This is a genomic window from Curtobacterium sp. AC272 (genome assembly GCF_979258155.1).
This window is the reverse complement of record NZ_OZ409838.1, coordinates 87401-99904: the sequence shown is the minus strand read 5'-3', so window position 1 is coordinate 99904 and position 12504 is coordinate 87401. Positions and strand designations below refer to the sequence as shown.

Below are 12504 nucleotides of genomic sequence, written 5' to 3'. Positions count from 1 at the left end.
GACAGCGGCGCTGGACGCGAACGCCAGCGCCGCGGTCCGGTCAGATGAGGTCGTCGGTCAGGTGGTTCGGCGTGCCGAAGCGGTGCGCCGTGATCGAGACCGCCTGCTCGCGGACGAACGGCAGGATCTCGAGCCGACCGGCCTCCGTCACCGGGCCGCCGTACACCGCGACGTCAGGACGCCCGCCGATCGCCGAGGACAGCGCCGAGGTGTCGCCGCCGATGAGCCGGACCCGGGTCGACGGGCCCGCCGCGATCGACGACGCGAAGGACTCGTCGGAGACCGACTGCGACACGGAGCGCACGTTTTGCAACGATCGGATCGCGGAGGCGACGGACGAGGGCAGCCCGGCTGCCGTCGATACCTCGATCGTGGTGTCGGCCCGGAGCGCAGCCGCGACGACGCGCACGAGCTCGACCACCGAGGCGTCAGCGTCGGAGTCGGCAACCGCAGCGAGCCGCACGTGAACAGACGGGAACGGCAGGTACCGCGCGATGTTCCGCTCGGCGCTGAGAGCCGAGACGTCGGTCGCGGTGCCGAACAGCGTCGACCAGGCCTGCTCGTCGGACGCCAGCGAGCGATCGAGCACCTCCGAGGTGACCCCGGCCGCCCGGACGAAGGCGCTGACCGGAGCGGAAGGAACGGACGGAGCAGTCGACAGAGCAGGCGCCCACGAGCCCAGCCCGAGCAGGTAGTTCAGCCCGCCGGCCTTCGTGCCCGCACCGACGGCCGACTTCTTCCAGCCACCGAACGGCTGCCGACGGACGATGGCGCCCGTGATGCCGCGGTTGACGTAGAGGTTGCCCGCCTGGATCCGCCCGAGCCAGGTGCCGATCTCGGCCGGGTCGAGCGAGTGCAGGCCCGAGGTCAGGCCGTAGTCGACCTCGTTGACGATGTCGATCGCTTCGTCGAGGGTGTCGGCGGTCATCATGCCGAGGATCGGACCGAAGTACTCGGTGCGGTGGAACTCCGAGCCGCGGCGGACGCCCTGGCGGACACCGGGGCTCCAGAGCTTGCCGGTCTCGTCGAGCTGCTTCGGCTCGACGGCCCAGGACTCCCCCGCGCCGAGCGTCGTCAGGCCGGCGAGCAGCTTGCCGGAGGCCGGCTCGATGATCGGGCCCATCTGGGTGGTGGGGTCGGTCGGGGAGCCGACGGTGAGCGAGGACACGGCGTCGAGGAGCTGGTTGCGGAAGCGCTTCGACTTCGCGACCGAGCCGACCATGACCACGAGCGACGCGGCCGAGCACTTCTGGCCGGCGTGCCCGAAGGCCGAGGCGACGACGTCCTTCACCGCGAGGTCGAGGTCCGACGACGGGGTGACGATCACGGCGTTCTTGCCCGAGGTCTCGGCGAGCAGCGGCAGGTCCGGGCGGAACGAGCGGAACAGCTCGGCGGTCTCGTAGGCACCGGTGAGGATCACCTGGTCGACCATCGGCGAGGCGATGAGCTGCTGGCCGAGCTCGTTCTCGGACACCTGCAGGAACGCGAGCACGTCGGCCGGGGCCCCGTGGGCGTCGAGCGCGGTCTCGATGATGGACGCGAGGACGGCCCCGGAGCGCTCGGCGGGCGGCGCCGGCTTGAGGACGACGGCGGACCCGGCAGCGAGTGCGGCCAGGGTCGAGCCGGCGGGGATCGCGACCGGGAAGTTCCACGGCGGCGCGACGAGGGTGAGCGTGGCGGGCGTGAAGGTCGCACCGTCGAGGTCGTCGAGCTGGGACGCGAGCGAGCCGTAGAAGTGCGCGAAGTCGATCGCCTCGGACACCTCGGGGTCGGCCTGGTCGATGGTCTTGCCGGTCTCCGCGGCCATGACCTCGATGAGTGCTGCGCGGTTCGCCTCGAGCGCGTCGCCGACGGCGTGCAGCACGGCGCCACGAGCGGCACCGGACCAGGTCCCCCAGACCGCACCGGCGGCCTGGACGCGAGCGAGTGCCGAGTCGAGCGACGCGGCGGAGTCGACCCGGGCCTCCTGGACGGCGCGGACGCCGAGCGTCGACGACGCGATCCGGTCCGTGATGGCCGAACCCCACTGGCGCACCGACGCGACCGACGGGTCGCTGTCCGGCGTGTTCTCGAACCGGCCGGGCCCCGGGCGCCCGACGGCCGCGTAGCGGTCGGCGACGCGGTGGGACGCGGGAGCGGCGAAGCCCTCGGGCGTGGCGAGCGGGACGAGCGAGGCGCGGAAGCGCTCTTCCTCGCGGGCGAAGAGCGGCGGCGACGACACGAGCGAGAAGACCGCTGACATGAAGTTGTCCTGCGAGGCGCCCTCTTCGAGGCGACGGATCAGGTACGCGATCGCGACGTCGAACTCCCCCGGGTGCACGACCGGCGTGTAGAGCAGGAGGGAACCGACCGTGTTCTTCACTGCCGACGCCTGGCCCTGCGCCATGCCGAGCAGCATCTCGAACTCGATGCCGTCCCGAACGCCCCGTTCGCCGGCGAGCAGCCAGGCGTGCGCGACGTCGAACAGGTTGTGCCCGGCGACACCGACTCGGACGTTCTCGACGCGCGACGGGGTGAGCGCCCAGTCGAGCACGCGCTTGTAGTTGGTGTCGGAGTCCTGCTTGGTGTGCCAGGTGGCGAGCGGCCAGCCGTGCACCGAGGCCTCGACCTGCTCCATCGGCAGGTTCGCGCCCTTGACCAGGCGGACCTTGATGCCGGCACCACCACGGGCCCGGCGAGCGGCGGACCACTCTTGCAACTGCTCCATCGCGGCGAGGGCGTCGGGCAGGTACGCCTGCAGGACGATGCCGGCTTCGAGCCCGAGGAACGCAGGCTCGTCGAGGAGCTTCGTGAAGACCGCGATCGTCAGGTCGAGGTCCTTGTACTCCTCCATGTCGAGGTTGATGAACTTCGCCGGGGTCGAGGCCGCGGCGCGCTCGAACAGCGGGCGGAGCTGCTCGACGATGTCGTCGACGGCGTGGTCGAACGCCCACGGCGAGTGCGGGTGCACGGTCGACGAGACCTTGATCGACACGTAGTCGACGTCGTCGCGCGCCAGGAGCTTGTGCGTGCCCTCGAGCCGGCGTGCGGCCTCGCGCTCGCCCAGCACGGCCTCGCCGAGCAGGTTCACGTTGAGCCGGACGCCGTCCCGCTTGATCTTCGCGATCGCCGGGCCGAGCTTCGAGTCGGTCGCGTCGACGATGAGGTGGCCGACCATGCCCCGCAGCACCCGGCGGGCGATGGGCACGACGACGGTCGGCAGGGCCGGGGCCATGCCGCCACCGAGGCGCACGAGTCCGCGCATCGCTGCGGGCAGGAAGCTGGGGGCCCCGGGCGCGATCTGCCGGAGCTTGCGGGCGGCGACGGCCAGGTCTTCCGGGCGGACCACGCCGTCCACGAAGCCGACTGCGAAGTCCAGACCGGCGGGGTCGGCGAGCACCCCGGCGAGCTGCTTGGCGGAGCCGTCCACCGGGAACGACTCGGCCTCGGCCAGCCACTGTCGGACGAGTGCGACGGACTGGTCCGCCAGGGCGTCGTGGTCGGTGGCGGGGTGCTCGTGCAGGGTCGTCATGGGTTCAGTGTGGAGCGCCCGACTCATCAGCGGAAGCAACGGTTCGTGATGGGTACCCGTAAGTTCCGCTACCGTGAGCACGTGCTCGATGTCCGCCGTCTCGTCCTGCTCCGCGAGCTCTCCATCCGGGGCACGATCGCCGCGGTCGCCGAGGCCGTGAACTTCACCCCGTCGGCCGTCTCGCAGCAGCTCAGCACCCTGGAGCGCGAGGCCGGCGTGCCCCTGCTCAGGAAGGCCGGACGGCGCCTGCAGCTCACCCCGCAGGCCGAGGTCCTGGTGCAGGCGGCCGGGCACGTGCTGGACGTCCTCGAGCTGGCGCAGTCGCAGGTCGAGGAGACGATGCCGACCGTGCAGGGGCGGATCCGTGTCGCGGTGTTCCAGTCCGCGGCCCTCGCCCTCATGCCGAACGCCCTGCACGCCATGGCGACCGAGCACCCGGACGTCCGCATCGAGATGGTGCAGCGGGAACCGGAGACGGCCCTGCACGAGACGTGGGCCCGGGACTTCGACGTGGTCATCGCGGAGCAGTACCCCGCGCACGCGGCTCCGCACCTTCCCGGGCTCGACCGGTCGGATCTGACCACCGACGCGGTCCGGCTCGCACTGCCCCCGGTGGACACCGCGCTCGTACCGGTGTCGTCGATCGAGGACGCAGGCGCGCTGCCCTGGGTGATGGAGCCCGCGGAACCGCGTCGCGGCACTTCGCCGAGCAGGTCTGCCGACGCTGGGGCTTCGAGCCCGACGTCCGCTACGAGACCGCCGACCTGCAGACGCAGATCCGGCTCGTGGAGTCCGGGAACGCCGTCAGCCTGATGCCCGACCTCATGTGGACGGGTCGGACGACGACGTGCCGACTGGTCGAGCTGCCCGAGCAGCCCCGGAGGACCATCTTCACCGTCGTGCGAACGGCCGGTGCGTCCTCGCCCGCGGTCCGCGCACTGCGCGCGGCCCTCGAGCGCGCGGCCGCGGTGGTCGGAGACTGAACGAGCGCGTCCTCCGTGGACAGCCGCGGGACGGGCGGCCTGGAGGCCCGGTGCGGGTCCGCCTCGGCGGTCGCGCCGGTCTCGGTGCAGGTCGTGACCAATCCGTGACCGAATGATCGTCAGGTCTGCTCCCGTCGGGACATTCCCTGAGTAGAGGACGCTGATCCGGCGTCCAGTCCTGGTATCCGAGGGGGATCCCCGTGAAGCAGTCCGCACCACCCGCAGTCCGACGCACCGCAGCCGTCGGCGCCACCGTCGCACTCGTCGCCGTCTCGATGATGGGCGTCGGCGCGACCACCGCCGTCGCCGACACCGCCGACGCGTCGACGTCCGTCACCACCGGCACCGGCACCGGCACCGGCACCGGCACCGGCACCGGCCAGGCGACGCCGGCAACAACGGCACCGTCGCCCGAGACCGCGACCCCGACTCCGATCCCCGAGGCAACGGACACCGACGCCCCTTCCGACACCACTCCGACCGCGTCCCCCAGTCCGACGCCGGCCCCGGCCCCGGCCCCGGCAGCGGACGCTCCCGCTGACGATGCCGTCACGTGGCCGACGCCGTCGAGCCGCGAGAAGCCGATCGAGTTCACGACGACCGCCGGCGAAGCGTTCTCGCAGCAGTTCGTGGCGCAGGGCGGCGACCGGGCGCTCGAGTACGGCTTCGCCCCCATCGGCGACTGGGACCAGTACGAGAAGGAGTTCCGCTGGGACGACTCCGGGCTCCTCCGCGGCACCCCGACGACGCCGGGGGTCTACGAGTTCAGCGTCCTCGCGACCGACCAACGACACACCGACACGCAGTGGATCCGGATCACCGTCGAGCCCGCCGCGGCGGTCACCCTGACCACGTCCGTGACCTCGACGGCCGATGGCTTCGCCCCGGCGTGGGAGGTCACGAAGGACGCGGTCCGGCCTTGGAGCCACGGGAACCTCGGCGAGGCCGTGTCCGCCGTCCCCGCGAAGCCCGGCCAGTCCCTGTGGCTCGCGTCCACGTTGCTCGACCGCTACGGCAATCCCCAGGACGGCCCCGAGATGTCGTCCGCCACCGAGCTGACCAGCAGTGCTCCGGGTGACGTCCTCTCCTTCGACGACGTCACGAACCGCTGGAAGGCCACCTTCTCCGACGTCGGGCGCCACGAGCTGACGGTGCGGGCCGAGGGACTCTCGCTGTCGATCCCGGTCGACGTCGCCGACACCCCGCTCGCGTTCGCCGAGAAGTCCTCCTCCGACGCGCCGCTCGACCTGACGGCGACGTCCGGGACCACGTTCAGCCACCGGTTCACGGTGCAGGGCGCGACCGGCCCGGTCGAGTACTCGCTCGCCGGCGCCGACGGCGGTGCGGTCATCGGGGACGGCGACTTCTTCCGCTCCGAGTTCACGATCGATCCCAGCACCGGGGTCCTCGCCGGCACGCCGCGCCTCGCGACGGCGTACGACTTCGAGGTGATCGCCCGCAGTGGGTCCGAGACCGCGACGGCGCACGTCACCCTGACGGTCGAGCCCGGCGCCCCGGTCGGCGTCCTGGCCTCGGTCTACTACGGCGCCGAAGGCCCGGAGTGGGAGGTCGCACCCGACGGATCGGTCACCGAGTACACGGTCGACGCTGCGGGGACGGTGCAGACGAAGTCGGTCGACAGCGTGCCGGCGGACCAGGGCATCCCGTTGTTCGTGAAGGCCGTCGCCGTCGACGCCAACGGCAACCGCACGACGCCCCCGGGCAGCCCGCACCCCGTCGTGACGAGCGACGTGGCCACCGACCGGATCACCTGGGTCGCGGAGGCGGAGTCCAGCCAGGTCGACTTCCCGCACGCGTCGATCCACACGCTGACCGTGGCCGACGGCGGGGTCGCGACCTCGTTCCGCGTCGATGTCCGAGCGCACGCCGACGCCGTCGGGACCTCGACGACCCGTCCGGCGTCGGGCTCGCTCGCCTACACCGGCGCTGACGAGACCGGCCCCCTCGCGTGGGCAATCGGCCTCCTCGCCGCCGGCGGCGGCGTGCTGGTCCACCGCCTGCGCCGCCGTCGCGCCTGATCCGACGTCCGACGTCCGGCGCGAACGGGCCGCCCCCACTCCGGGTGCGGCCCGTTCCGCGTCGTGAGCGTCCGTCGACCGTGACCAGCTCGTGACCTCGTCCCACGTCAGGATCGGTCGCCTCGCGACAATCCTGAGTGAGGGCGCCGATCGGCAGCCCGTCCAGCATCCGAGGGGGATCTCGTGAACCAGTCCTGCACGTCCACCACCCGACGCGTTGCCGTCATCGGCGCCGCGGTCGCGATCGTCGCCGCGTCGTCGGCCTTCGGCATCGGCGCGACGGCCGCCGTCGCCGCCGAGGAACCGACGACGAGCGGCACGACGACCGCCGCCGCCGCAGAACCGACGACGAGCACCGCGACACCCGCGGCGCCCGCCGCGAACGACGGCCCCGCCCCGACCGACGCACCCGACGAGCAGCCAGGAGGCACGACGCCCGATCCGACGCCGGCTCCCGCCGACGAGTCGGAGACCCCACGGCCTGCCGCTTCCGCACCCGCACCCGCCGCCACCGACGACGGCAGCGACCTCGCCTTCACCGAGCCGTCCACGCAGGACGCCCCGCTCGCGCTCACCGCCACCGCGGGAACGCCGTTCTCACACACCTTCGCGACCACCGGCGGCAACGGGACGGTGGGCTACGCCATCCAGGACGCGCCGTCGAAGGACTACAGCGTCAACGTGGAGACCGGCGTCCTGAGCGGCACCCCGAAGCTGGCCGGCACGTTCGACTTCGAGGTCGTCGCGCTCAGCGGCTCGACCCAGATCACGGAGTACGTCGAACTGACCGTCTCCCCGGCGCACCCGCCGGTGTGACGTTCTCGGTCGCCACCCCGGACTCCGACGTCAGCTGGCAGGTCGACGCCGACGGGACGATCCGGGAGTACGCGCCGGGCGGCACCGGCGACACCGTGGTGTCGGAGGTCCCCGCCACCGTCGGCTCCTCGATGACCCTCGCGGGGCTGGCCGTCGACGCGCTGGGCAACCGCACCACCCCGGGCGACGAGTACCCGCGGTCGACCGTCACGAGCACCACCGCGTCCGACGGCGTGGTCTGGGACCCGAAGTGGTCGGCGAACACGGTGACGTTCTCGGAGCCGGGTACCCGCACGCTGACGGTGTCCGAGGGCGGCGTCTCGACCTCGTTCACGGTCCGCGTCTCCGAGGCCCCCGCTCCCGTCGCCGGCATCGCCGTCGGGGTGCTCCCCGCGGACGAGACGTCCGGCGACCGGTGGGGCGTCGAGGGCGACGTGATCACCTACTACCCGGCGGACGGCGACGCGCAGCGGGTCGACGCGATCCCGGCCCGACAGGGTGACCGGGTGCAGATCCGCGCCCTGGCCGTGGACGCCGACGGGCAGCCGGTCGGTGACCACACCGACCTCACCTTCACGAGCGACGTGGCCAGCGACCGCATCGAGTACGACCCCGAGGCTGCGGCCACGTGGGTGACCTTCGAGCACGCGTCGCCGCACACGGTCACCGTGGCGTCCGGGGACGTGACGAGCACCATCCGCTTCGAGGTGCAGCCAACGGCGACGACCACGGTCACGACCACCCACACGCCGACCGCATCGGGCACCCTCGCGTACACCGGCGCCGACGAGGCCGGCCCGCTCGCGTGGGCCCTCGGCCTCCTGGCATCGGGCGCCGGCCTGCTCGTCTGGCGCCTCCGTCGCCGACTCGGCTGAGGCACGTCACGGCGACCGCCTGACGGACTGGAGGCGCGGGGCACGACCGCCCCGCGCCTCCCCTCCGTCGTCGCGTGATCCTGTGAGAAACCCCAGATCAGAGCGGGTAGTACCGAGATGAAACCGTGATCTCCGGCGGGGCTCGGAACGGGTCCGCGAACCGTAATGTCAGCACTGACGAGCGCACGATCACCGGGCGCTCGCGACCCGGACTCCCAGGGGGGAACCATGCACCAGTCCACCAAGCCGCCCGTGCGCCGCGCGGCGACGATCGGCATCGTCGTGGCGGCGACCGCCATCGGCTCGGTCATCGGCGTCGGCACGTCCGCGACGGCGGCGACGCCGACGGAACCGACGAGCACCACGGCCACTGCGACGCCGAGCGCCGACCCGACGGCGGAGGCGCCGACGCCCAGCGCCAGCCCGACGCCCAGCGCCACCCCGACACCCAGCGCCACCCCGACGCCCAGCGCCAGCCCGACGCAAAGCGCCGGCCCCGCCGCGAAGGCCTCGGACAGCGCCACCCCGGCGGCAGCACCGGGTGACGGCAGCGACCTCGCGTTCACCGAGCCGTCGACCCAGGCCGCCCCGCTCGCACTCACCGCGACGGTCGGCACGCCGTTCAGCCACACCTTCACCACCACGGGCGGCGACGGCACCGTCGCGTACGCCATCCAGGACGCCCCGTCGGCGGACTACACGGTGAACGTCGAGACCGGCGTGCTGAGCGGCACGCCGACGACCGCCGGCACGTTCGACTTCGAGGTCGTGGCCCTCAGCGGCTCGACACAGGTGACCGCGTACGTCCGCCTGACCGTCTCGCCGTCGCCGGTCGTCTTCACCGAGTCGTCGACGAAGGCGAAGCCGCTCGCCCTCACCGCCACCGCCGGCGCGACGTTCACGCACACGTTCCGCACCACGGGCGGCACGGGTTCGCTGGCGTACGCGATCCAGGACGCGCCCTCGTCCGACCTGACCGTCAACGTCGAGACCGGGGTGCTCACCAGCACGGTGACCACCGCGGGCACGTACGACTTCGAGGTCGTCGCGCTCCGCGGCACCGCGACCGCCACGGAGTACGTGCGCCTGACCGTCCTGCCGGCCGCATCCGTCGGGGTCCTCGCGATCGTCGACACCGGTACGCCCGGCGCAACGGTCTGGTCGGTCGCTCCCGGTGGCGTCATCAGCGCGTTCTCCGGCGGCGGCGATCCCCTCGGCACCGTCGCGTCGATCCCCGTCCAGCAGGGCGGCTCGCTGGTGGTGTCCGGCCTCGCCGTCGACCGGTTCGGCAACCCGACCGCACCGGCTTCCGTGAGCACCGGGTTCGGCGCGACCGTGACGAGCTCGGTCGCATCGGACCAGGTCGCCGCCGATCCCCGCGGCGACGCCTCGAAGGTGACGTTCCCGCACGCTTCGGACCACCGTCTCACCATCGCCCAGGGTGGCGCCTCGACCACGTTCGCCGTCGCCGTCCGACCCGTCGCCACGGCCGCTGTGGCGACCACGACGAGCGGCACCGGCAGCACCCTCGCCTACACCGGCGCCGACGAGACCACGCCGTTGGCCTGGGCCCTCGGTCTGCTGGCCGCCGGCGGCGGCCTGTTGGTCCACCGCCTGCGTCGCCGTCGCGCCTGAGACGCGACCGACGATCGGACGGGAGGCCCGGTGCCAGCTGGTACCGGGCCTCCCGTCCGTCGTGCGGGAACCCCCAACCATGGTCACATTCCGATCAAGACGGTCGTGTCCGCGCGCGGATACCAATACGATCCGAGCAAGCCGAGGATTCTCGGCGGATTCTTATGTTCCGGCACCCGACCGGACTGAACACCTGGGGGAAGAAGTGCGCCGTAGCACCTCCACCGTCCGACGCGCGTGCGCCGTCGGCACCACCGTCGCGCTGATCGGTCTCACGACCGGTCTGGGCGTCATGACCGCCACCGCCGCCACGGCGGCCGAGCCGACCACGACGGTCACCAGCCCGGCGACGACCGGCACCGCTGACGGCACCACGCCGAGCGACTCCGCGACGGACGGCACCGGCACGCCCGCGGCCGACGCCGGCTCGACCGACGGCGCCCCTGCCGCGGGCGACACGACCGGTGACACCACCGGCGACGACGGCGCTCCGGCGGGCGACGGGACGAGCACCACCGCCCCGACCGCTCCGGCCGTCGAGCCCTCCGCCCCCGAGACCACGGCTCCGGCCGCCGAGACCCCGGCTCCGACCGCGACGCCCACCCCGGACGTCACCACGAAGGCCGTCGACGCGACCGTCACCATCGACGGTGCAGCCAAGGTCGGCACGCTCCTGAGCGCCGTCGTCACCGGCTTCGACGAGGACTCCACGTACAAGTACGTCTGGGCCGACCAGGACCGCAACGTCCTGTCGAAGACCGCGACCTACCGCATCGACCCCACCGACGTGCGCAAGACGATCACCGTCACGGTGACCGGCACCCTGCCCGACGCGACCGAGACGACCTCGGTGGCCTCCGCGGCGACCGCGCCCGTCACCCAGGACCCCGCGTTCCTCGGCACCGACGGCAAGCCGACCACGGCCGGCGCCGACGCCGACCACCCGCTCGAACTGAGCACCGCCGCCGGCGACACGTTCTCGCACACGTTCCGCGCGCAGGGTTCGCCCGAGCCGACGTACAAGCTCGACTGGTTCTCGCAGGACGATGCGGAGTACGCCGAGGAGTACCCCGAGGAGGAGACCACCCCCGCGGACCAGCTCCCCGAGGGCCTGACCTTCGACGCGTCGACCGGTGAGCTCAGCGGCACCACGACCGACGCCTGGGACTGGGACTTCGCCGTCACCGCGACGAGCGGCACCGTCTCGGTCACGCAGTACGTCTCGCTCACCGTCGAGGCCGGCGCGCCGGTCGGGGTCCTGGTGTTCACGACCGACCGCGCGGGCCTGTTCACCGACGACGAGACCGAAGACCGGACGACCTGGATCGTCGAGCCCGACGGCACCGTGCTCACCATCACCGAGGACGACTTCGCCGTCGGCGGTCACCCGACCATCAAGCAGGGCGGGACGCTCGTCGTCCAGGGCGGTCTCGTCGACCGCTGGGGCAACACGATCGGCGGGCTCGACGAGGACGCTCCGGCGGTCGCACCGACCGTCACGTCGGACGTCGCCAGTGACGTCATCACGCCGGACCCCGACTTCGGCGACTTCGGTTTCGTGAACGTCACGTTCCCGCACGCGTCGGTCCACAACCTGTCCGTCACGCTCGGGTCCTTCAGCACCTCGTTCGCCGTCGATGTCCAGCCGACCGCCGCCACCGTCGTCACCCCGACGACCCCGGTCGCGGCGGCCCCGGTCACCCCGACGAACCGTGGCCAGCTCGCCTACACGGGTTCGGACGCCACCGGCGCCCTGCCCTGGGCCCTCGGCCTGCTCGTCGCCGGTGCCGGCCTCATCGGCGCCCGCACCCTGCGCCGTCGCCGCGCACAGCGCTGACGGACGACCAGCGCTGACGTACGACCAGCGCTGACGTACGACCAGCGCTGACGGTCCCCGTCGTCTCCCGTCCGTCGCGTGCCCGCGTGACGGACGGGAGGCCCGGCTCGGCCCGCCTGACCCCGCACCGGGGCGGCGGGGCCGTTTCCGTCCCACCGTCGGTAGCGTGGGCACCATGCCCACGCTGCTGCACATCGACTCCTCGGCCGACCTGTCCCACTCCCGTTCGCGCGCGCTGACCGCCGCGTTCGCCGACGCCTGGCGCGCCCGCGGTCCGGAGTACACGGTGGTCCGCCGCGACCTGCACGTCGACCAGCTCCCCCACCTCGAGACCTCGGCGCTGCACTGGGCGGCAGCGGACCGCACCGCGGACGAGACCGTCGCTCCCGAGGCCGAGGCCCTGCGCCAGGAGGTCATCGACGAACTCCTCGCCGCCGACGTCGTGGTCGTGGGGTCGCCGCTGTACAACTACACGGTGCCGTCGACGCTCAAGGCCTGGATCGACCGCATCCACGTCCCCGGGGTCCTGGCGGGCGACGTGCAGCCCCTGGCCGGCCGTCCGGTGGTCACCGTGGTCAGCCGTGGCGCGACCTACGACGCCGGCACCCCGACCGAGGACTGGGACCACGGCTCGCCGGTCCTGCACCTCATCCTCGGCACGGCCCTCGGCATGAAGCTCTACCCGATCACGGTCAGTGCGACCCTGGCCGACCGGCTGCCCGACCTCGCCCCGCTCGCCGAGCACGCGTCTGCCGAGCTCGCCGACGCGACGACGACGATCGAGCGCCTCGCCACCACGCTCGGCTGA

The 12504-nt window shown here is 72.7% G+C and carries 7 protein-coding genes and 1 pseudogene; 7 read left to right on the top strand and 1 reads right to left on the bottom strand.

Going from position 1 to position 12504, the window contains the following annotated elements; genetic code table 11:
* Window positions 1–40 precede the first annotated feature (40 nt).
* Window positions 41–3511: a proline dehydrogenase family protein gene (locus ACZZ0J_RS00500; protein ID WP_463434081.1), complete on the bottom strand. Its 3471-nt coding sequence runs from the start codon at window positions 3509–3511 to the stop codon at window positions 41–43.
* Window positions 3512–3592: 81 nt separating this feature from the next.
* On the opposite strand from ACZZ0J_RS00500, the pseudogene ACZZ0J_RS00495 reads away from it, so the two are divergent.
* The 7 genes and pseudogenes from ACZZ0J_RS00495 (at window position 3593) to ACZZ0J_RS00465 (ending at window position 12504) form a co-directional block, all read left to right on the top strand.
* Window positions 3593–4494, top strand: a pseudogene (locus ACZZ0J_RS00495) (LysR substrate-binding domain-containing protein).
* Window positions 4495–4694: 200 nt separating this feature from the next.
* Window positions 4695–6533 carry a cadherin repeat domain-containing protein gene (locus ACZZ0J_RS00490; RefSeq protein ID WP_463434079.1) on the top strand — a complete coding sequence of 613 codons (1839 nt, stop codon included), beginning with the start codon at window positions 4695–4697 and terminating at the stop codon, window positions 6531–6533.
* Window positions 6534–6716: 183 nt separating this feature from the next.
* Window positions 6717–7349 (top strand): hypothetical protein, encoded by a 633-nt coding sequence (locus ACZZ0J_RS00485; RefSeq protein ID WP_463434077.1) that lies wholly within the window; start codon window positions 6717–6719, stop codon window positions 7347–7349.
* Window positions 7346–8224, top strand: a complete 879-nt coding sequence (locus ACZZ0J_RS00480; RefSeq protein WP_463434076.1) for a hypothetical protein — start codon at window positions 7346–7348, stop codon at window positions 8222–8224. Before ACZZ0J_RS00485 ends, ACZZ0J_RS00480 begins: the two co-directional genes overlap by 4 nt.
* A 228-nt stretch (window positions 8225–8452) precedes the next feature.
* Complete coding sequence (locus tag ACZZ0J_RS00475; RefSeq protein WP_463434075.1) at window positions 8453–9859, top strand: hypothetical protein; 1407 nt, start codon at window positions 8453–8455, stop codon at window positions 9857–9859.
* A 205-nt stretch (window positions 9860–10064) separates the two neighbouring features.
* The gene (locus tag ACZZ0J_RS00470) at window positions 10065–11696 is read left to right on the top strand and encodes a putative Ig domain-containing protein (protein WP_463434073.1); all 1632 of its coding nucleotides are present in this window, start codon (window positions 10065–10067) and stop codon (window positions 11694–11696) included.
* A gap of 175 nt (window positions 11697–11871) precedes the next feature.
* On the top strand, window positions 11872–12504 hold the full coding sequence (locus ACZZ0J_RS00465; RefSeq protein WP_123340530.1) for an FMN-dependent NADH-azoreductase: 633 nt from the start codon (window positions 11872–11874) through the stop codon (window positions 12502–12504).